General features: G+C 70.7%; 20 protein-coding genes. 6 read left to right on the forward strand and 14 right to left on the reverse strand.

Features of this window, described 5'->3' with window-relative positions; translation table 11 throughout:
• The first annotated feature begins 26 nt into the window (after nt 1-26).
• Complete coding sequence (locus tag AB0B28_RS12035; RefSeq protein WP_360119968.1) at nt 27-914, forward strand: oxidoreductase; 888 nt, start codon at nt 27-29, stop codon at nt 912-914.
• On the opposite strand, the gene AB0B28_RS12040 is transcribed toward AB0B28_RS12035, so the two are convergent.
• From AB0B28_RS12040 to AB0B28_RS12080, 9 genes are all read right to left on the reverse strand, one after another.
• Nucleotides 911-1462 carry a GNAT family protein gene (locus AB0B28_RS12040; protein WP_360119969.1) on the reverse strand — a complete coding sequence of 184 codons (552 nt, stop codon included), beginning with the start codon at nt 1460-1462 and terminating at the stop codon, nt 911-913. The genes AB0B28_RS12035 and AB0B28_RS12040 overlap by 4 nt on opposite strands.
• Before the next feature lie 29 nt (nt 1463-1491).
• Nucleotides 1492-2604 (reverse strand): response regulator, encoded by a 1113-nt coding sequence (locus tag AB0B28_RS12045; protein WP_360119970.1) that lies wholly within the window; start codon nt 2602-2604, stop codon nt 1492-1494.
• Nucleotides 2605-2685: 81 nt separating this feature from the next.
• The gene (erm, locus tag AB0B28_RS12050; RefSeq protein WP_360119971.1) at nt 2686-3471 is read right to left on the reverse strand and encodes a 23S ribosomal RNA methyltransferase Erm; all 786 of its coding nucleotides are present in this window, start codon (nt 3469-3471) and stop codon (nt 2686-2688) included.
• Nucleotides 3472-3652: 181 nt separating this feature from the next.
• Nucleotides 3653-5182, reverse strand: a complete 1530-nt coding sequence (locus AB0B28_RS12055; protein ID WP_360119972.1) for a cation acetate symporter — start codon at nt 5180-5182, stop codon at nt 3653-3655.
• Complete coding sequence (locus AB0B28_RS12060) at nt 5182-5541, reverse strand: hypothetical protein (RefSeq protein ID WP_360119973.1); 360 nt, start codon at nt 5539-5541, stop codon at nt 5182-5184. Before AB0B28_RS12060 ends, AB0B28_RS12055 begins: the two co-directional genes overlap by 1 nt.
• A 22-nt stretch (nt 5542-5563) precedes the next feature.
• A complete protein-coding gene (locus AB0B28_RS12065) occupies nt 5564-6316 on the reverse strand; it encodes a LytTR family DNA-binding domain-containing protein (RefSeq protein WP_360119974.1) in 753 nt (250 codons plus the stop codon).
• A 22-nt stretch (nt 6317-6338) separates the two neighbouring features.
• A complete protein-coding gene (locus tag AB0B28_RS12070; RefSeq protein WP_360120062.1) occupies nt 6339-7334 on the reverse strand; it encodes a histidine kinase in 996 nt (331 codons plus the stop codon).
• 192 nt (nt 7335-7526) lie between these two features.
• Entirely contained in the window at nt 7527-9209 is a 1683-nt protein-coding gene (locus AB0B28_RS12075; RefSeq protein WP_360119975.1) for a cation acetate symporter, read from the reverse strand.
• On the reverse strand, nt 9209-9565 hold the full coding sequence (locus tag AB0B28_RS12080; RefSeq protein WP_360119976.1) for a DUF485 domain-containing protein: 357 nt from the start codon (nt 9563-9565) through the stop codon (nt 9209-9211). The genes AB0B28_RS12075 and AB0B28_RS12080 overlap by 1 nt, the downstream gene beginning before the upstream one ends.
• A gap of 283 nt (nt 9566-9848) precedes the next feature.
• On the opposite strand from AB0B28_RS12080, the gene AB0B28_RS12085 reads away from it, so the two are divergent.
• Entirely contained in the window at nt 9849-10268 is a 420-nt protein-coding gene (locus tag AB0B28_RS12085) for a VOC family protein (protein ID WP_360119977.1), read from the forward strand.
• Nucleotides 10269-10304: 36 nt separating this feature from the next.
• On the opposite strand, the gene AB0B28_RS12090 is transcribed toward AB0B28_RS12085, so the two are convergent.
• The 4 genes from AB0B28_RS12090 to ligA form a co-directional block, all read right to left on the reverse strand.
• Nucleotides 10305-10559, reverse strand: coding sequence for a hypothetical protein (locus AB0B28_RS12090; RefSeq protein ID WP_360119978.1), 255 nt, complete (start codon nt 10557-10559; stop codon nt 10305-10307).
• A gap of 119 nt (nt 10560-10678) precedes the next feature.
• Nucleotides 10679-11650, reverse strand: a complete 972-nt coding sequence (locus tag AB0B28_RS12095; RefSeq protein ID WP_360119979.1) for a sigma-70 family RNA polymerase sigma factor — start codon at nt 11648-11650, stop codon at nt 10679-10681.
• A 96-nt stretch (nt 11651-11746) separates the two neighbouring features.
• Nucleotides 11747-13774: an EAL domain-containing protein gene (locus AB0B28_RS12100; RefSeq protein WP_360119980.1), complete on the reverse strand. Its 2028-nt coding sequence runs from the start codon at nt 13772-13774 to the stop codon at nt 11747-11749.
• Between the two features lie 374 nt (nt 13775-14148).
• Nucleotides 14149-16341, reverse strand: coding sequence for an NAD-dependent DNA ligase LigA (ligA, locus tag AB0B28_RS12105; RefSeq protein WP_360120064.1), 2193 nt, complete (start codon nt 16339-16341; stop codon nt 14149-14151).
• A gap of 278 nt (nt 16342-16619) precedes the next feature.
• Between ligA and AB0B28_RS12110 the strand changes: the two genes are divergently transcribed.
• The 4 genes from AB0B28_RS12110 to AB0B28_RS12125 all read left to right on the forward strand — a co-directional run bounded on the left by AB0B28_RS12110 (nt 16620) and on the right by AB0B28_RS12125 (nt 20263).
• Nucleotides 16620-18014, forward strand: coding sequence for an alkaline phosphatase PhoX (locus tag AB0B28_RS12110; RefSeq protein WP_360119981.1), 1395 nt, complete (start codon nt 16620-16622; stop codon nt 18012-18014).
• Between the two features lie 111 nt (nt 18015-18125).
• Nucleotides 18126-18896 (forward strand): ABC transporter ATP-binding protein, encoded by a 771-nt coding sequence (locus AB0B28_RS12115; protein ID WP_360119982.1) that lies wholly within the window; start codon nt 18126-18128, stop codon nt 18894-18896.
• Nucleotides 18897-18898: 2 nt separating this feature from the next.
• Nucleotides 18899-19636, forward strand: a complete 738-nt coding sequence (locus AB0B28_RS12120) for an ABC transporter permease (protein ID WP_360119983.1) — start codon at nt 18899-18901, stop codon at nt 19634-19636.
• A gap of 9 nt (nt 19637-19645) precedes the next feature.
• Nucleotides 19646-20263, forward strand: a complete 618-nt coding sequence (locus AB0B28_RS12125) for a TetR family transcriptional regulator (RefSeq protein WP_360119984.1) — start codon at nt 19646-19648, stop codon at nt 20261-20263.
• A gap of 16 nt (nt 20264-20279) precedes the next feature.
• Here AB0B28_RS12125 and AB0B28_RS12130 read toward each other — a convergent pair whose 3' ends face one another.
• The gene (locus tag AB0B28_RS12130; protein WP_360119985.1) at nt 20280-20984 is read right to left on the reverse strand and encodes a VIT family protein; all 705 of its coding nucleotides are present in this window, start codon (nt 20982-20984) and stop codon (nt 20280-20282) included.
• Between the last annotated feature and the right edge of the window lie 34 nt (nt 20985-21018).

A 21018-nucleotide genomic window follows, 5' to 3' on the forward strand; every position in this document is an offset into this window, starting at 1 on the left:
CTCGACGCGACGAGTGAGGAGCGCGCATGACCGGGTGGACCAGCGACGACATTCCCGACCAGTCGGGGCGGACGGCGATCGTGACGGGAGCGAATTCGGGCCTGGGGTTCGCCACGGCGAGGCAGCTCGCGCGGCGCGGCGCGCACGTGGTGCTGGCGGTGCGTGACGAGGCCAAAGGACGCGGGGCCGCCGAGGCGATCGGCGGGAGCGTCGAGGTGCGGCGGGTGGACCTGGCCGACCTGGACTCGGTGCGGGCGTTCGCCGACGGGTACGACAATGGACTCGACCTGCTGGTCGACAACGCCGGGATCATGTGCCCGCCGCGCAGGCTGAGCCCGCAGGGGCACGAGAGCCAGTTCGCGGCCAATCACCTCGGGCACTTCGCGCTGACCGGGCTGCTGCTCGACCGGCTCGCGGAGGGCGCGGACCCGAGGGTGGTGGTCGTGAGCTCCCTGGCCCACGGCAGGGGCCGGATCCGTTTCGAGGACTTGACGGGCGCGGACGGCTACGGGCCGTTCAAGTTCTACGCGCAGTCGAAGCTGGCGAACATGCTGTTCGCGCTGGAGCTCGACCGGCGGCTGCGTGCTGCCGGGAGTCCGGTGCGCAGTCTCGTGGCGCATCCGGGCCTGGCTTCGACGGACCTGGTGAAGAGCTATCCGCAGCCGCTGCCCGCGGTGGCGCGCATGGTGATGCCGTTGATCTGCCAGAGCGCCGAGCTGGGGGCGCTGCCGCAGCTCTATGCCGCGACAGACCCGAAAGCCGAAGGGGGCCAGTACATCGGCCCCGACGGCAGGAAGCAGCGCAAGGGGTACCCGGCGGTGGTGCGTCCGGCGCGATCGGGCCGGGACCTGGAGGCGGCGCGGCGGCTCTGGGAGCTCTCGGAGGAGTTGACCGGGGTCGAATACCGGTTCTAGAAGCGGATCTCGACCGGGCGGTCGGGTTCGGCCCTGGGGTCGCCTGCGAGGCGGGCCCAGCGGAGGGTGTCGTAGCGCTGGCCGTCGTAGGCGAGCTTGCCGCGCTCGGCGCCTTCGTGGAGGAACCCGGCGCGTTCGGCGACCTTGCCGGAGGCGGGGTTGTTGCGGCGGTGGCCCAGTTCGAGGCGTGCGATGGAGGCGGCGTCGTGGAGCCAGGGCACGAGTCCGGCGAGCGCGGCCGCGGCGATGCCGAGGCCTCTCGGGCCGGTCCAGTACGAGACCCAGGCGACGTCGTGGGCATCGACGTTCGCGGCCGCGACGTTCCCGACCGGCCGGTCGTCCTCGCCGCACACAGCGAATGCGAACCCGGCGGGCCGCGCGGTCAGGCCGGTGGCCCAGTCGAGCCAGGCCTGGGCGCGCGCTTCGTCGGTGTCGCGCTTGGGGAACTGCCGGTCCATGTCGGGGCTCGCGAGCGCGTCGAGGACGGCGGGGAGGTCGTCCCCGGTCCAGGGCCGTAGGTGGAGCGGGGTCGCGCGGGTCAATGCCATTCGGGCACTGTAGCCGCGCCCGTCACCGGTCAGGTGCCTCGGATGCGGTCGAGCCAGGTCGAGGGGGCCGGGCGGGAGCGGGTGCCGACGATGTCGACCACGGTGTCCACCAGCTGCTCGGGGTCGCTCGTGGCGATCACCGCGCGCGGGTGGAGGTTCGTCTGGACGCCGGGGTGGTCGGAGAAGAACACCGCCGGGGTCGGGACGCCCATGGCGACCATGCGGTCGAGGAGTTCGGTGCCCGCGTCGTCGCCGCCCGGTTCGCGCTCGCGGCGCATGTCGGTGATGACCAGGTCGAACTGGCCCCGGCGCAGTTCGTGCAGGGCCTCGTCGGTCGAGGACACCGCGTCGACGGTCATCCCGGCGGTGCGGAACAGGCGGATGAGCGGCTCGTTCCATTCCTGCTGGTCGTCGACCCACAGGATCGCGCCGCCTTGGAGGCGGTCGGCCGCGTAGGCGAGGCGCTTGGCCGCGCGCAGGCCCTTCGGGGCGTCCGAGGGCGGGCGGCCGTAGACCCCGAGGGCGTGGGCCTGCGGGCCGTACGGGAGCTCGGGCAGGGGCTCGCGGTTGTAGGGCGGGTTCGAGTACAGCGGCGGATACGGGGAGCGGCGGCGGAAGGCGGAATCCGGGGGCCTCGTCACCGGGAGGGGTTCAAGGTCCGGTGGGACAGGGATCGTCTCGCCCTGCTCAACCGGCGGTTGAGACTGAGGCGCGGACGGTTCGGTGGAGTCGGGAGTGTCGTTCGTGGCCTTGTCGTCCGCCGGGGGCGTCGCGCCTACCGGCTGGCGCTGCCGCGGCGCGTATCCGGGCGGGCTCGGGTCGTAGGGCGGGGCCGCGAGCGGCCCGTCATGCCCGGCTTCGCCGCCCATGTCGTGAGGAGGTTCGGCTCCTTCCGGACCGGGGGGCCACAGCCCGAAGTCCGGGTCCGGGCGGACCGGCTCCGGTTCGGGGCCGCGGACGGTGGCCTGCTCGATGGCCTGCTGGGCGAGTTCGACGGTGACCCAAGGGGTCTCGACCTTGGTCATGCGCGGGGCCTGCGCGGTGAAGATCCGCTTCGCGATGGCCAGGGCGATGAACCCGAAACCGATCCACAGGAACGCCGGGAGCACCTTGATCAGCTCGATCCAGATGGCTTCGCTCATGGAGGCTCCAAGATGGGGGTACCGGGCCGGGCAAGTCCACCTTAAACGGCAACCGCAACCGGACCGGTACCCCGTGTCCTTCTAACTGTCGAGCGCCTTGAACAGGGCGATCCAGCGGTCGGGCGGGACCAGGCCGACCGGCTGGTCGCGGGCGATGCCCGCTTCGGCGCACGCGCGGTAGGCGAGCCGGGGAGGGACGACGCGGCGCAGCGAGGCCGTGAGCGAGCCGCCCGCCCCGGCGAAGCCGAGGTCGACCAGGTCGAGGTAGTCGCGCATCGCCCTGGCGGGCAAGAGGGGTCGTTCGCGGTGCTCGATGCGCAGGATCGTGCCGTCCACGGCCGGAACGGGATCGAAGCGCTCGCGGTGGACGCGCAGGCCCAGGCTGAGGCGGTGGTGCGGCCAGGCGGTCACCGCGAGCTTCGACCATCGCCCGTAGCCGCCCGCGTGCTTGCGGGCGAACTCGCGCTGCACCAAGAGGTCGGCGCTGGTGAGGGCGCGGGCGTCGAAGCACCAGCGCACGATGTCGGTGGAGATGGCGAACGGGACGTTGGCGACCACGGCGAACGGCTCGTCCGGTGCGTCGGCGTCGCGGAAGTCCCCCAGGCGCACCGTGAAGTGGTCGTGGTGGCCCAGGCGCGAGCGGAGCCGTTCGGCGTAGTGGCGGTCCTTCTCGTAGGCCAGGACGCTCCCTGCGCGTTCGAGCAGCGGACGCGTGAGCATGCCGCCGCCGGGGCCGATCTCGACGACGAGATCGCTTGGCCCGACCCCGGATTCGGTGACGATGCGGCGTGCGAGGGCGGCGTCGGTGAGGAAGTTCTGGGACAGGCGCTTGCGCTTCGAGGCGCGCGGAAGATGACTGCGGGACATGGGAGTTCTCCGGGTAGTCGAATCAGGACGGTGATTCGCCTAGCGCCGCGCAGGGTTGAGGACCCGACCGAGGGTCGGGTGAGACGCTTGCGGGGCCTAGGCCGCCGCGCGCAACCTGATGAAGCAGGAGCCGAACGCGGCGCACGCGTTCGACCCGGGAGAACCTGACATGCCCGCGAGGTTAATCGGCGGGCCGGGCGGTGTCGAGCCCTTTTCCGCGCCGGGCCCGCGGGATCGCCCCGGTGTCTCCGGTGCTGTGGCGTCCGGGTACGTGGAGGCGCAGCACGGCCTCGTCGGCCCAGTCGGGGACCGAGCCGGGCCGGGACGCGATCGCCATGGTCGCGAACGCCAACGGGACCGTCCACAGTGCTGGTTGGGCGAGGAGGATCGCGAACGGGCCGGGCGGGAGGTCGAGCACGACCGAGGCCAGCGCGGCCCCGGTGGAGGAGCCCGCGCCGACCAGGAGGCCCGCGGTCGCGCCGGTGGAGGTGAGGCCGCGCCACCAGATGCCGAGGGTGAGCAGGGGGCAGAACGTGGAGGCGGCCACGGCGAAGGCCCAGCCGACGAGCACGTTGATGTCGACGCCTTCGGCGGGGAGCGCGAGGGCCACGGCGAGGGCGGTGCCCACGGCGACGCCGAGGCGCAGGCGCGAGAGGGACCCGCCGAACAGGTCGTGCGAGAGGCCTCCGGCGAGGGCGAGGAGGAGCCCCGACGAGGTGGACAGGAACGCGGCGAACGCGCCCGCGGCCACGAGCGCGGTGAGGACCGCGCCGAGGGTGCCGGGGACGATCTCGCCGGGGACGAGGACGGGGACGACGTCGGTCTCTTCGGGGTCGGGGGTCACGATGCGGCCGAGGAGGCCGTAGACGACCGGGAAGAGGTAGAAGAGGCTGAGCAGGACGATCACCCCGACGGCCACGCGGCGGGCGGCGCGGGCTCCGGCGACGGTGTGGAAGCGCATCACCACGTGCGGGAGTCCCATAGCGCCCAGGGTGGTCGCGACCAGGACCGAGACGGTGGCGAGGAGGGCGTGGCCGGAACCGTCGAGGTCGAGCAGGGGGCGGGTCCAGTCGGCGTCGACGATCGGGTCGAGCGCGGCGTCGCGGCGTTCGGGTCCGGCGAGGACGATGAGGAACACGGCCGGTCCGGCGATGAACGCGAGCTTGACGAGGTAGTGGAAGGCCTGGACGTAGGTGGCCGAGCGCATCCCGCCGACGGCGATCGTGGAGGAGACCACGAGTCCGGCGCCGACCACGCCGATCCAGTAGGGGATGCCGGAGACGAGTTCGAGGACCACTCCGGCGGCTTTGAACTGTGGGAGGAGGTACAGGAGCATGATCACCAGGACCACCAGGCCGCACATGCGGCGAAGCCTGGGCGAGCCGAGCCGGTATTCGGCGAAGTCGGGCACGGTGTAGGCGCCGCTGCGGCGCATGGGTCCGGCCACGAGGGCGGCGACTAGCACGTATCCGGCGGTGAAGCCCACGGCGTACCACATCGCGCCGACGCCGTTCTTGACCAGCAGTCCGGCGAGCCCGAGCACCGATGCGGCCGAGACGTACTCGCCCGCGATGGCGAGCGCGTTCCAGCCGGGCACGATGCTGCGGGAGGCCACGAGGAAGTCGGGGGTCGAGCGCGCGGCGCGCACGCCCCAGACGCCGATCGCGACGCTGGCGACGATGACGAGGCCGATGGAGACGATCCCGAGCATCAGGAACCGGGTTTCGCGGGCAGGTGCTCGGCCTCGATCCGCTCGGCGCGGCGCACGTGGACGGCGGCGAGGATCAGCAGGATCGGGTAGGGCGCGAAGAACAACGCGATCCAGCCGATGCGCCCGGGGGCGAGCGCGGCGGCGGCGAGCAGGAGGGCGAGGCAGAGGACGAGCGAGGCGGCGGTGCGCAATGCGAGGCGGCGTTGGCGTTGGAGTGCACGTTCGGCGGCGGCGAGGTCGATGGCCGAGGACGGGATCGGGGGGCGCCCGGCGAGGTGCGAGAGCCGCCCCATCGCGTCGGATTTGCGGCGCAGCGCGAGCCGGGTCTGCGGACTGGTGACGCGCACACGCTGGTTCATGGTCGAGCGCTCCGCCGGGCTGTCATCGTCCGCCGTCCCTGGCGGCCTGGAGCAGGCGTTCTCGCAGGAGACGGGAGTGTCTGCGGCTCACCGGGACTTCGCCCGCGTCGGTCACCGCCACGAGGCCTGCCGTGGAGGTGACTCGCAGTTCGGTGATCGCGGCGAGGTTGACCAGGAAGGAGCGGTGGGCCCTGACGAATCCGGCGGCGTCCCAGACCTGTTCGAGGTAGGTGAGGGATTGGCGCAGCAGGTGCGAGCGCTGTCCCTCGCCACCTGCGCAGTGGAGGCGCACGTAGTCGCCGTGGGCTTCGGCGTAGGCGATGTCGTCGCGGCGCACGAAGACGGTGCGTCCGGCCAGTTCGACCTGGACCACGGCGAGGTCGTCGGCCTTCTCCCCCACCGTGGGTCCGGCGCGGCGGCCCAGGCGGGCCACGGCTTCGGCGAGGCGTTCGGGGCGGAAGGGTTTGAGCAGGTAGTCGGCCGCGCCGAGCCCGAATGCCTCCACGGCGTGGTTGTCGTAGGCGGTGACGAACACGATCTCGGGCGGGTCGGAGAGCCGTTTGAGGATGCGGGCCACGTCCATGCCGGTGAGGCCGGGCATGGCGATGTCGAGGAACACCGCGTCGAAGGAACCGGAGCCGAGGAGGCGCACGGCCTCGTCTCCGCCTGCGGCGCAGGCGACTTCGCCCACGCGGGGCTGCTCGGCGAGCTGTCCGGCCAGTTCGGTGCGGGTGGAGGGCTCGTCTTCGACGACGAGCACGCGCAGCTGGGTCATCGGCGAGGGCTCCGATTCGCGGTCATGGGTGGACTCCTCGGGCGTAGCGGGGGATTCTCACGGTGGCCTTGGTCCCGGCCCCGGGGGCGGTGTCGAGCCAGAGGCCGTATTCGGGGCCGTACACGGCCCGCAGGCGACGGTCCACATTGGCCAGACCGATGCGCCCGGCCCCTTCCCGACTGCCGGTGAGGATGGCCTTGGCGTCGTCCGGTTCCATGCCCGCGCCGTCGTCCTCGACCTCGATGACGCACAGGGCCCCTTCGGAGAACCCGCGCACCGCGATGTGGCCGATGCCGGGCCGCGACTCGAAGCCGTGGCGCACCGCGTTCTCCACGATCGGCTGGACCACCAGGAACGGGATGGGCACGGGCAGGACCTCCGGAGCGATGCGGACGGTGATGTCGAGGCGGTCGTCGAAGCGGGCCCGCTGGAGTTCGAGGTAGGTCTGGACGGCCTGGAGCTCGTCGGCCACGGTCGCGTAGTCGCCGGTGTTGGCGAACGAGTAGCGCAGGTAGTCGGAGAAGTCGGTGAGCAGCTCCCGGGCCCGCTCGGGGTCGGTGCGGGTGTGGGCGCTGATCGCGGCGAGGGCGTTGTGCATGAAGTGCGGGGAGATCTGGGCGCGGAGGGTGCGCAGGTCGGCGGCGGCGATGCGCTCGCGGGAGCGGTCGAGGTCGGCGTGGTCGAGAGCGGTGGCGACGAGGTGGGCGGCCTCGGCGAGCTCGGCGTCCCCCACGTCGCCGGAGACGAGCAGGCACCCGGCCAGGTCGCCGGAGACCACGAGGGGCGCGGCCCGCAGCGGCGGGGCCGTGACCGGCGAGAGCAGGTCGAGCGTCTCGACCAGGAGCCCTTGGGCCGCTTCCGAATCTATGGACCCGGCCACGGCCAGGAGCCGGTCGCAGTCGGCCAGCGCGACCCCTTCGGCGTCGAGGAGCCGGGCCAGGCGACGGGCCGCGACCTGGACGCCTTTGCCGGACAGGCCGTCAGCGAGCGCTTCGCCGATCTGGCGGGTCAGGCGCAGCGAAGCGAGCGTCGCCGCGCTTCCCGCGCGCCGACGCTGGCGTTGAGGGGTCAGCCTCGCGGTGCGGAGCGAGGCGTAGATGCGATCGGGGATCACCCGGCAACTGTAACGTGGGGCACATTCGCGGGCGAGGTGGCATCGGTTGCCAAGGCGGCGCGGGGAGGACTGTTCCAGTCCTCCCCGCGACCGTGACTAGTGCTTGGCGGCCCTTTCGGCGCCTGCACCTGTCAGGGCCCGGACCTGCATGGACGCGAACCGGCTCGGGTTGCTCTCGTTCGAGGTGAGCGTGCCGATGACGGCGCACGCCAGACCGAACGGGATGGACACGAGCGCCGGGTTGGTCAGCGGGAACCAGGCGATGTTCACGCCTTCGCCGAGCAGCGAGGAAGGCGTGCTGGAGAACGTGGGCGAGAAGACCACCAGCGCGAGGGCGCTGATGAGGCCGCCGTAGATCCCCCAGAGGGCCCCGTTGGTGTTGAACCGCTTCCAGAACAGGCTCAACAGCAGCGTGGGCAGGTTCGCGGAGGCGGCCACGGCGAACGCGAGTCCGACCAGGAACGCCACGTTGAGGTTCTGCGAGAAGATCGCCAGGACGATCGCGACGGCGCCGACCCCGATGGAGGCGAACTTGGCGACCTTGACCTCTTGCTGCTCAGTGGCCTTGCCGCGCTTGATGACGCTGTTGTACAGGTCGTGGGCGAACGACGAGGACGCGGCGATCACGAGGCCGGACACGGTCGAGAGGATCGCCGCCATCGCCGCGGAGGCGATGATCGCGAGCAGGACCGCGCCGAAGATCGACCCGCCGAAGTCGGTGCCGACCGTCTGCGCCAGTTGCGGTGCGGCGGTGTTGCCCGCCGCGTTCTGCGTGACGATCGCGTCGTAGCCGACGATCGCCGCCGCACCGAAGCCGAGCACCAGCGTCATCAGGTAGAACGAGCCGATGAGGCCGATCGCCCAGTTGATGGAGCGGCGAGCGGTCTTGGCGTCGGGCACGGTGTAGAAGCGGATGAGGATGTGCGGCAGGCCCGCGGTACCCAGGACCAGGGCGAGGCCCAGGCTCAGGAAGCTGAGCTTGTTCCACATGGTCTGCATCGCGTCGCCGTCGACCTCGACGCCGTACGTCTGTCCCGGTTCGAGGAAGGCCGTGCCGTGGCCGGACGCGGCGGCGGCCTGGCCGAGCAGTTCGGAGATGTTGAAGTTGTACTTCATCAGCACGAAGAACACCAGCAGCGCGGCGCCGCCGACGAGGATCACGGCCTGGAAGATCTGGACCCAGGTGTTGCCCTTCATGCCGCCGAAGGCGACGTAGAAGGTCATGATGGCGCCCACGAACACGATGCCGGCGATCTTGGCGGTGTCGGCGTCCATGCCCATGAAGGTGTCGCCCTCTTGGATGCCGAGCAGGAGCGCGATGAGCGCGCCGGTGCCGACCATCTGGGCGAGCAGGTAGAACGTGGAGACGCTGAGGGTGGAGATGGCCGTGGCGGTGCGGACCGGGCGCTGGCGCATCCGGTAGGAGAGCACGTCGGCCACGGTGAAGCGGCCGGAGTTGCGCAGGAGTTCGGCGATGAGCAGGAGGGCCACGAGCCAGGCGACGAGGAAGCCGATCGAGTAGAGGAACCCGTCGTAGCCGTAGAGGGCGATGGTCCCGGCGATGCCGAGGAACGAGGCGGCCGACATGTAGTCGGAGGCGATCGCGAACCCGTTCTGCCAGGACTTGAAGTTGCGGCCGCCGGAGTGGAAGTCGGCGGTGGTGCTGGTGTAGCGGTGGCCCCAGATCGTGATGAACACGGTCACGAGGGTCATCACGATGACCAGGAAGAGCGTCAGGTTCCGGGTGGAGTCGTCTCCGGTCTGGGCGAGCAGTTCCATCAGTCTTCCCTTCCGTAGACGATCTCGTCGTGCAGGGCGTCGGCGTGGTCGTCGTAATGGCGCGAGGCGTAGCGCGAGTAGGCCCAGGCGATGCCGAACGTGGACACGAACTGGCCGAGGCCGAGCAGGAGCGCGACGTTGATGTGCCCGAAGAGGACGATGCCCATGAAGTCGCGGGCGTAGGCGGAGAGGAGCACGTACAGCAGGTACCAGCCGAGGAAGCCGAACGTGGCGGGGACGATGAACCGGAACAGGCGGCGTTTGAGGTCGACGAAGCGGGGGTCGTCGTGCATCGCGACGAGCTGTTCCTCGGTGACCTCGGGCGGGGGTCCCTCGCGGGTGGGCGTGTCTGCCATCGGGCCATTCCTCCTTGAAGGGCTTGCCGTGCGGTCGCTGGGCGGCACGGTGACGGGTTTACAAGGAACCTAGGAGGCGCATGAGGCAGAGAGAAGCATCGATGTGACGCGTGTCGCCGGACCGTCGTCGTCCTGCGGCGAGGGCGCGACGAGGTGCCGGTGAGCGGTCCGCGAACGGGCGACGAACGGCGTGAGAAGAACTTCTCGCACGAGCGATGAATCCGCTCAACCGGACTCGTCTGCACAGTTGAAGGCGCATTCGACTCTAGGAGCGGTGATACCCGTGGCGACCAAGATGATCTTCCTGAATCTGCCGGTGGACGACCTCGACCGGGCCCGGGGCTTCTACGAGGCCCTCGACTGGAGCGTCAACCCCGACTTCACCGACGAGAACGCCGCCTGCGTCGTGGTCGACGACAACATCTGCCTCATGCTGCTGGCCAAGGACTTCTACACCACGTTCGCCGAGCGCCCCATCGCCGACACGCTGACGTACTCCTCGGCCGCCTACGCGCTGGCCCTGCCCAGCCGCGACGCGGTCGACGACCTCACCGACGCGGCCGTCAAGGCAGGCGGCACCGAGGAGGTCGTCAAGAACGACCGCCGCGCCCAGGAAGCCGAGATCGGCATGTACGGCCGCACCTTCATCGACCTCGACGGCCACCAATGGGAACCGTTCCACATGCCCTACCCCCAAGCCTGAGACCGGCCGCCCCGCAAAGCGAGGCGGCCGTCAGGGTCAGATCGGTCGGGACGGAGGATCGGTGGGCGGGTCCTGGTTCGGGGGCGGGGTCCCCGGCTGGAGCGGCGGAGGCGGGGCCTGAGGCGGATGGCCTTGCCACTGCTGCGCGCCGGGCGGCGGGTACGGAGGCGGGTAGGGGTACTGCTTCTTCTTGCCGGCGTTGGCGACCAGCACCACGGTTACCACGACCGCGGCGATGAGCAGCAGCAGGGCGAGCACGATCAAGAAGTGCCAGGGTTTCAACGCGCCCATGTCGAGTCCTCCATTCGGGAGCTCAGCGGGAGTAGGGGTCTCGCCGGGTTCTTCCAATCCGGAACCTCCAACGGGGACGGCGGGCGGGCCCGGCGCTCGCGCGCCGGGCCCTGGACGGGTTATTCGCGGTATTCGTTCGGGAGGTCGAAGAGCGGGAAGAGCTTCGGGGTGTCCAGGAAGTAGTTGAGGCCCGAGATCTTGCCGCCGGTGAGTTCGAGGATGGTGATGGACCAGGGGAGCCACAGGCCCGGCTCGTCGCTGGGCTTGTAGTGGCCGAAGGCGGGCATGCCGTTGGCGCCCACGGGGACCAGCTTGGAGTCGCGGCAGGCCGAGCCGGTGGTGAGCATGAAGTGCTCGATCGACTCGTGGCCCTGGACCCACAGCGGGATCGGGGGCATGGACAGCGAGGCGTCCTGCGTGCACAGTGCGGTGAGGGCCTGCATGTCGTAGGCCTCGAACGCGCTCACGTAGCCGTCGACGATCTTGCGGACCTCGGCGTCGTCCACGCTGTACTCGTCCTGCGGGGTGGGGTGGACCTTCTCCATGGTGGCCTTCGCCCGCTGGAGCGCACTGTTGACCGAGGCCGGGCTCAGCTGGAGGGCTTCGGCGGTCTCGGCGGCCGAGAAGCGCAGGACCTCCCGCATGAGCATCACCGCGCGCTGCTTCGCGGGCAGGTGCTGCACGGCCGCCACGAACGCCAGGCGCAGCGTGTCCTTGGCCTCGGCGGCCGCGGCCGGGTCGGCGCCGAAGGCCATCGAGTCGGGGATCGGCTCGACCCACATGTAGTCGGGCTCGGGGGCCGGGAGCGGCGTGCCCGCGTCAGAGGCCGGGGCCAGGTCCATCGGCCGGGCCCGGCGCTGCGGGCCCTTGATCATGTCCAGGCACACGTTCGTGGTGATCTTGTACAGCCACGAGCGCAGGCTGGAGCGGCCCTCGAAGGAACCGTACGACTTCCAGGCCCTGGTGAAGGCCTCCTGCACGGCGTCCTCGGCCTCGAACGAGGAGCCGAGCATCCGATAGGCGTACGCGCACAGCTCGCGGCGGTGCGGCTCGAACTCGGCGAGCACCTCGTCATTGAGCACAACGTTCATAGGCACAGCCTCGCACACCCCACCGACAAAGAGAAGGCCGCGAACCGAAGCGGCCCGGTCCAGGTCGACGGCCCCACGCGAACTCCCTTGTGGCGCTTAGCGGTCCTTGCGGTGCTCGGCCATCCAGCGTTCGAACGCGTCGGCGCTCATGGGCTTGGCGAAGTGCCAGCCCTGTCCCGCGTGGCAGCCCCAGCCCTCGAGCTGCTTGCGGACCTTCTCGTCCTCGACGCCCTCGGCCACGACCTCGACGTCCAGGGCCCGGCCCAGGTCGATCGTGGTCGAGACGATCGCGGCGTTGTCCGGGTCGTCGATCAGGGTGGTCACGAAGGACTTGTCGATCTTGATCTCGGTGACCGGGAGGCGCCGCAGGTGCTGCATCGAGGAGAAGCCGGTGCCGAAGTCGTCGAGGCTGATGCCCACGCCGAGGTCGGAGAGGCGCTGGACGTTGACGACCACGCGCCGCGGGTCGGCCATGAGCGCCGACTCGGTGATCTCCAGTTGGAGCTTCTCGGCGTCCACCCCGTAGGCGTCGATCCGATCGGTCAGGAAGTCGGTGAACTCGGGCGACTGGAGGTCGCGCACCGAGACGTTCACGGCCATCCGCAGGTGGTAGCCGGCCTCGTTCCAGGTGCGGAGCTGGCGCAGCGCGATGTCGACGACCCGCTCGGTGAGCATCCGCATCACCGAGGAGTGCTCGGCGGTCTCGATGATCTCGGCCGGGTTCACCACGCCGCGCTCGGGGTGGTGGTAGCGCAGCAGGGCCTCGGCCCCGATGACTTCGCCGTCGACCAGGCGCACCTGCGGCTGGTAGAAGAGGTTCACGCCGGGGGCGTCGGGGTGGTCGAGGGCGCGGCGCACGTCGCCCAGGAGCAGCAGCTGCTCGGGCGAGTGGTGGTCGAACTCGGGGGCGTAGCGGGCGAACATCGAGGCGCGCTGCTTCGACTCGTACATCGCGATGTCGGCGTGGCGGAACAGGGTCTGGAAGTCGGCGCCGTCGTCGGGGAACACCGCGATGCCCACCGAGCCGTCCACTTCGAGGCTCGCGTCGCCCAGGACGATCGGGGCGTCCAGGCGGGCCCGGATCTCACGCGCGCATTCGAGCGGGTCGGTCATGCCGTCCAGTTCGGACCACACGAACGCGAACTCGTCGCCGCCCAGGCGCGCGATGGCCTTCCCGGGGGGCTTGTCGGCGGTGAAGCGCCGCGAGAGCTCGACCAGGAGCCGGTCGCCGACCTCGTGGCCGAGCGCGGAGTTGACGTCGGCGAAGCGGTCGAGGTCGAGGATGAGCACGGCCACGGCGGTGCCGGTCTCGGCCCCGTCGGCGAGCTTGCCGTCGACCACCTCCTGGAAGCCCTTGCGGTTGAGCAGGCCGGTGAGCGGATCGTGGTCGGCCTCCTTCTCGCGATCGGCCGCGGCCTGGAGGATGCGGTAGACGCTGAAGATCGGGATCGCCGAGGCCGCGACCAGCCACCACGAGGTCATCGCGGCCGTGGCCAGGATCGGCGCGATCGCGATCTGGGTGGCCCGCAGGGCCCACTCGCTGCGGATCCACTGCCCGAACAGGTCGCCCCAGCCGCCGCCCATGCGCAGGGCCTGCCGAGTCGCGACCAGGGACGAGCTGGTGAGGGTCCAGACCGTGCCCGCGGCAAGCACGGCGAGCAGCTGGGCCAGTGAAGCGTTCCAAGCCGCGCCGCCGTCGACGGCGTTCCACACCAGCCAGGCGAGGATGAGCGCGACGCCCTGCTGGGAGATGTTGAAGACCGTGCGCCAGCCGTTGGAGCCGATCTGCATCGAGAGCAGGAGGATGGCCCCCGACTGCACGATCAGTGCGGGCAGGAATCCCCAGGTCACCATCGTCGCGAGCACGTAGACGAGGTACATCGAGGCGATCGGCGACATCCACAGGCCGCCCCAGCGGGTCGGCCGCAGCTCGGCGACCAGGGCCAGCCCCGCGGTCAACCAGAACGCGAAGGGCGCACTGAACCAGCCCCCGTCGGGCGCGCCCCCGTACGCGGTCACGGCGACGGCACCGACCACCGCGCAGGCGGTGACCAGCGTCATGAAGCCGTAGAAACGGCCTGGATGCTCCCTAGGCGCAGTGTTGCGCATGAGCGTCGTGGCCATATCGCTCCTCCCACTGCCACGCGGTTCCCCGGTGACGCGCCAGAATCACCGAAGCACGGCCGTGGCCGACTCCTCTGTCATATCGCGAATTCCGCTCCCAGACAACGCCGGGGGCACATGCGGCACACTTGTGACCAGGCGCGACATGCTCGTAACAGAAACCGTTGTCCATTCATCGGCGGCAGGGTCCTCCGGGGTCGATTTCGGACTCGGCGGACCGTTGACGACAAGGGGAACCGGGCCCGAGACACATCGCTCAACACTCACGAGAAGACTCTGCCCTGAACTAACGAGGGTCCCCCCGCCCCGGAATACGGATCGTTACCGAGTTGTGATCATTCTGGTTCGCTCCCGTCGCCTGGCGGCCCGCGACGTCAGGACTCCTCGGGTTCGGCGGCCGGTTCGGGCTCGGGCAGGCCTTCGGTCAGGAAGGCCTCGAAGCCCTCCCCGGTGACGATCGGGACGCCCAGTTGCACCGCCTTGTCGTATTTCGACCCCGGCTTGTCCCCCGCGACCACCGCGCCGGTCTTCTTGGAGACCGAGGAGGTGGTCTTGCCGCCGCGGGCCTTGACCGCCGCGGCCGCGCCCTCGCGGGTGTAGCCGGGGATGCCGCCGGTGATGACCACGGTGAGGCCGTCGAGGGTCTGCGGCAGCGCCTCGGAGGGGTCGGGCTCCTCGTCGCGCATGCGCACCCCGGCCGCGCGCCAGCGCTCGACGATCTCGCGGTGCCAGTCGACGGCGAACCAGTCCTTGATGGCGGCGGCGATGGTGGGGCCGACGCCGTCGACGGCGGCCATCTCCTCTTCGCCGGCCTCGGCGATGCGGTCGAGGTCGCGGAAGTGCTCGGCGAGGGCCTGCGCCGAGACGGGGCCGACGTGGCGGATCGAGAGGGCGTTGACCACGCGCCACAGAGGCTGGGCCTTGGCCGCTTCGAGGTTCTGGAGCATCTCCTCGGCGTTCTTGCGGGGCAGGATCTCGCCGGTCTTCTTGTCGGCCTGGCGGGCGAAGGGGGTGACGACCTTCTGCTTTTGGGTCTTCTCGTCGATCTTGGGGAGCCCGGAGTCGGGGTCGCGCACGACCACGCGGATCGGGAGCAGCTCGTCCATCTTCAGGTCGAACACGCCGCCTTCGTCGGTGAGGACGGGCTGGGCCGGTTCGAGGGGCTGGACGAGGGCGGCGCAGGCGATGTAGCCCATGCGGTCGACGTCGAAGCACGAGCGGCCGGTGGCGAACGCGAGGCGTTCGCGCAGCTGCCCGGGGCAGGAGCGGGCGTTGGGGCAGCGCAGGTCGATGTCGCCTTCGGCGGCGGGGGCGAGCACCGAGTCGCATTCGGGGCAGCGCTCGGGCATGGTGAACGCGGTCTCGGAGCCGGTGCGGGCGGCCACGACGGGGGCGACGATCTCGGGGATCACGTCGCCCGCTTTGCGGACCACGACGGTGTCGCCGATCATGACGCCCTTGGCGGCCACCTGGTCGGCGTTGTGGAGGGTCGCGAACTCGACTTCGGACCCGGCGACGCGGACGGGGTCGAGCACGGCGTAGGGGGTGGCGCGGCCGGTGCGTCCGATGGAGACCTTGATGTCGAGGAGCTTGGTGTTGACCTCCTCGGGCGGGAATTTGAACGCGACGGCCCAGCGGGGGGTGCGGGAGGTCGCGCCGAGGCGGCGCTGCACCGCGATGTCGTCGATCTTTACGACCACGCCGTCGATCTCGTGGACGAGGGTGTGCCGCTGCTCGCCGAATTCGGCGATGTACTCGAAGACCTCTTTGATGGTGGCGACGACGCGCCAGTAGGGACTGGTGGGCAGGCCCCAGGCCTTGATCGCGGCGTAGGAGTGGGATTGGGACTCGGGCGCGAAGCCGTCGAGCGCGCCGAGGCCGTGGGCGATGAAGCTCAGGGGGCGTTCGGCGGTCTTCTCCGGGTCCTTCTGGCGCAGGGACCCGGCGGCGGCGTTGCGCGGGTTGGCGAACGGGGCTTTCCCGGCCGCGACCTGGGTCTCGTTGAGGCGCTTGAAGTCGGCGGTCGGGAAGTAGACCTCGCCGCGGACTTCGAGGAGCGCGGGTACGGGGAAGCCGTCGGCGGCGGTCAGGCGCTGCGGGATGACGCCGATGGTGGCCACGTTGGCGGTGACGTCTTCGCCGGTGGTGCCGTCGCCGCGGGTGGCGGCGCGGACGAGGCGGCCGTTCTCGTAGACGAGGTCGACGGCGAGGCCGTCGATCTTGACCTCGCAGAGGTAGGGCTCGTCGGGGACTTCGGCGGTGATGCGGTCGGCCCAGGCCTGGACCTCGTCGAGGCTGAACACGTCCTGGAGGCTGAGCATCTTCTCCAGGTGGACCACGGGGGCGAAGGCCTCGGAGAAGGTGCCGACCTGCTCGGTGGGCGAGTCGGCGTTCTTGAGCTCGGGGTAGCGGGTCTCGATGTCGACCAGTTCGTGCATGAGGTCGTCGAACTGGCTGTCGGAGACGGTGGGTGCGTCGTCCTCGTAGTAGCGGCGGCGGTGCCCGGTGATCTCGACGCTGAGGTCGGCGTGCCGTTCGCGGGCGTCGTCGAAGCTCAGGTCCGTCAGCCTGTCGGTGTCGAGGGGACCTGCGGTGCGGTCGGGTCCGGCGGTGTCGCCTGCGTCAGTCGTGCTCACGGCCCCATTGTGTCAGCTGGGTCCGACGTTTCGGGGAGGCCGGAGGATCCCGTCCGGGGCCAGGGTTGCACAAGCGGTCACCTTCCGTTCACCTTGTGATTCCCCGGGGCTCCACTGCGGCCGGGAGGATCAGCGCGTACTGCCCGCAACGCCCCCTCTCCGCCGCGGACGCAGCGGTCCGCGCGGCGGCACAGCAAGGAGCCCAGGCTTTGGCGACTTTGACGACCGGCGGCTCGAACCGCCGGAGCTTCCTGCGGCGCGGCCCTTCGGGTGTCGACCGCTTCGCGATCGCGGCGATGGAGGGCCTCGCGGCCCGCGCCGCGGCGGCGCGGGACGGCGAGCGGGACCGGGTGCGGTCCGGCGGCTACGGCGCGCTGCGCGAGGTCGTGCGCTCGGACGCGGTCTCGGGCCGCGAGCAGACGATGTGGCTCCCTGAGGGTTTCGACTTCGCGGTGTTCTCCGCGGCCGGTTCGGCGATGCGCGACGGCGGCTCGGTGCCCGCCTCGCACGGCGGCATGGCTTGCTTCCCGACCGGGCGGCGCGGCGAGTGGCGGCTGGTGCGCGGGCACGGCGAGCGGGGCCGTCCCGGCGCGGGGTCGCCGAGCGGCAGCCCGGAGGGACGCTACGACGCGCTCGGCGCGGGCGGGACCACCACGCTCGGGATCGTCTGGCGCGACGGCGAGCCGCATTTCGAGGAGGCCTGGCAGTCGCTGTCGGGCGTAGTGGGTTCGGGCGCTGGCGGGCCGACGCCGTGGGGTTCGTGGCTCGCCGCGGAGGCGACCTGCGCGGGGACCGGCGCGGGCTGGGGCGCGGCCCACGGCTACGTGTTCGAGGTGCCCTCGGCCGAGGACGGCGAGGCTGAGGCGTTGCCGCTCAAGTCGATGGGCCGCTTCGCGCACGGCGACGTGGCGGTGGACCCGCGTTCGGGCACGGTGTACCTGGCGGAGGACCAGCCCACGGCCGGGTGCTACCGGTTCGTGCCCGAGGTGCCGGGGGACCTGGCCGAGGGCGGGCGGCTCCAGATGCTCAAGGTCGCGGGCGAGTGGAATGTGGACACGCGCGTGAACCAGCGCCCCGAGCGGGGCGTGTACGTCGAGTGGGTGGACGTCGCCGAGCCCGATCCGGCCGCGGCAGAGGACGATCCGCTCGCGGTGTTCAACCAGGGCTGGGCGCGGGGCGCGGCGGTGTTCGGGCGGCTGACCGGGTGCTTCTACGCCGACGGCGCGGTGTACCTGGCGGCGGTCTCGGGCGGCGACGAGGGCGAGGGCCAGTTGTGGGAGTACCGGCCGCGGGGGCACGGCGGCGGCACGTTGAAGCTGGTGTTCGAGTCCCCTGACGCGTCGCTGCTGTCGTTCCCGCAGGGCATGGCGGTCTCGCCGGGCGGGAGCCTGATCCTGTGCGAGGACACCGGGCGGGGCCTGCCAGCGCTGCGGGGCATGACGCGCGAGGGCGAGGTGTTCGCGTTCGCGAAGGTCGCGGGCGGCGACCTGGGCGGCGCGGTGTTCTCTCCTGACGGGAAGGTGCTGTTCGCGAACCTGTGGGGCGCCGACGATCCGGGTCGCACGGTCGCGATCTGGGGCCCTTGGAGCGCCGGGGCGCTGTAACCGAGTCTTTCTCCGAGTCGATCCGGCCGCGTGCCTCCAGACGCGCGGCCGGATTTCTGTGTTCACTGAGGCGACACGCATGGGTTCCACGCCAGGTCAGAAATTCATGGTATGTTGAATTCATCAGTCGTTGAATTATTGGAGGCGATCATGCCACCCACCCCGAAAGCCGCGATCTCGGTCGCGGGACTCGTGGTCGACCGCGGCGGGAACCCCGTGCTCAGAGGCGTCGACACCGAGATCGCCGCCGGGTCGGTCACCGGACTGCTCGGGCCCTCGGGCTCGGGCAAGACCACGTTCATCCGCGCCGTCGTCGGCACCCAGAAGGTCAAGGGCGGCACGGTGAACGTGCTCGGCCACCCGGCCGGGTCGAAGCCGCTGCGCCGCCGCGTCGCCTACGTCACCCAGGACGCCTCGATCTACCGCGACCTCTCGGTGAAGGCCAACGTGGCCTATTTCGCCGCGCTCTACGGGCGCGACAAGCACGAGGCGATGCGCGCGATCGAGCGCGTCGGCATGGGCGACCACGCCAACAAGCTGGCCGGGAACCTCTCCGGCGGGCAGAAGACCCGCACCTCGCTCGCGTGCGCGCTGGTCATCGAACCCGAAGTGCTCGTGCTCGACGAGCCCACGGTGGGCCTGGACCCGGTGATCCGCGAGGAACTTTGGGACCAGTTCAGGGACCTCGCCGCGGGCGGGGCCACGCTGCTGGTCTCCAGCCACGTGATGGACGAGGCCGACCGCTGCGACCGGCTCCTGCTGCTTCGCGAGGGCCGGTTCATCGCCGACGACACGCCCGCCCAGCTGCGCGCCTCGACTCGGGCCGCAAACCTCGAAGCCGCGTTCCTGCACCTCATCCGCGAACTCGAAGGAGGCGAGTAGCCGTGTCGGTCCGCATCACGTTCATCACCGCCGGGCGCATTCTCCGGCAGCTACTGGGCGACCACCGCACCGTAGGGCTGATCCTGGCCGTGCCCGCGCTGATCATCGCTTTGATCAGCGCCATCATGGACGACGCGCCGCAGGTGTTCGCCCAGGTCGGCCTCATCCTGCTGGCCGCGTTCCCGTTCATGCTCATGTTCATGATCACCTCGATCACGCTGCTGCGCGAGCGCACCGGCGGCACGCTCGAACGCCTCATGACCACGCCCACAGGGAAACTCGACCTGGTGGTGGGCTATGGGATCGCGTTCGGCACGGCCGCGGCGGCCCAGACCGCGGTGGCGGCCACCGTGGCCTTCGCGTTCCTCGGCCTGGAGACCGCTGGGCCGACGTGGGCGGTGTTCCTCATCTGCATCGTCACCGCGCTGCTGGGGATGGCCTTGGGGCTGTTCGTGTCCGCGTTCGCGACCACCGAGTTCCAGGCGATCCAGTTCATGCCGGTGTTCGTGATCCCGCAGCTGTTCCTGTGCGGCCTGATCTGGCCCGCCGACCAGATGGCCGGGTGGCTGCAAGGGGTCTCGGACGCGCTGCCGCTCACGTACGCGGTCAAGGCGCTCACCGAGGTGCGGACCAACGCGGAGGTCACCGACGCGATGTGGGGCGACCTCGCGATCGTGTTCGGTGCGGTCGTCGTCGCAACCGTGCTCGGAGCGGCGACCCTGCGGCGGCGCACCAACTAGGGTTTCGGTGTGGCGAGAACCAAACGAAGCGGACGGCGGTCGGGCAACCCGGACACGAGGGCCGAGATCCTGGCCGCCGCCCGTTCCCTGTTCGCGGCCGAGGGGTACGGGTCGATCTCGATGCGGCGCATCGCGGCCGAGGCCGGGGTGGACCCTTCCCTGATCCACCACTACTTCGGTTCCAAGGACGACCTGTTCATGGCCGCCATCGAGATCCCCTTCGACCCGGCCCCCGAGGTCGCCTCGGTCCTCGAAGGCGGCGAGATCGAAGGCGCGGGCGGGCGGCTCATGCACGCGTTCGTGGCGATCTGGGACGGCCCGCACCAGGACAAGCTCCTCGCGATGGTCCGCACCAGCCTCTCGAAACCGGCGATGGCGTTCGTGCTGCGAAACCTCTTCGAGCACCGCATCGTCAAGACCATCGAGGCCACCTTGGGCGACAAGGTCGACCACATCCCCGTCCGCGCCGGGTTCGTGGGCTCGCAGATCTTCGGCCTGGTCGTGACCAGGTACATCCTCAAACTCGAACCGGTCGCCTCACTCGGCGCCGAAGAACTCGCGGTGACGATCGGCCCCACCATCGACCGCTACTTGACGATGCCGGTGGAGCACCTCACCGCGGAGTGAGTCAGCCGATGGCCCCTCAACCGGTGGCGATGTCGAAGGCGGTGCCGAGGGCGTAGGTGACGGCCATTGTGGCCGCGCCGACTGCCATGACGCGGATGGTGGCGCGGGCGCGGGGTGCGCCGCCGAGGCGGGCCGAGACGTAGCCGGTCACCGCCAGCGCGGCGACCACGGCGACGGCGCAGCCGATGACCCGGACGGACTCGGGCAGCAGCGTGATCGCCAGGAGCGGCAGCAGTGCGCCGCAGGTGAAGGCGATGAAGGAAGAGATCGCGGCGTGCCAGGGGTTGGTGAGTTCGTCGGGGTCGAGTCCGAATTCGACGGCGGTGTGGGCGTGGAGCGGGTCGGCGGCGGAGAGTTCGCGGGCGGCGGTTCGCGCGGTGGCCGCGGAGAGGCCGCGCTCCTGGAGGTTCTGAGCGAGTTCGTCTTCGGCGCCCTGGGGGTCCTCGGAGAGTTCGCGCCGCTCGGATTCGACCACGCTCGCTTCGGTGTCGCGCTGGGTCGAGACCGAGGTGTACTCGCCTCCGGCCATCGAGAGCGCCCCGGCCACGAGTCCGGCGAGGCCCGCCACGAGGATCGCGGTGCGGTCGGCGGTGGCCCCGGCGACGCCGATGACGATGCCCGCGGTGGAGACGATCCCGTCGTTCGCCCCGAGCACGCCCGCGCGAAGCCAGTTGAGCCGGTTGCCGAGGGCACCGGGGCCGTCGTCGTCATGCGCTGCCACACGCACAGTGAACCATAAGGTTGCGTGACGTGGG

This window comes from Glycomyces sp. NPDC046736 (genome assembly GCF_040645615.1).
In the GTDB taxonomy this organism is placed as follows: domain Bacteria; phylum Actinomycetota; class Actinomycetes; order Mycobacteriales; family Micromonosporaceae; genus Glycomyces.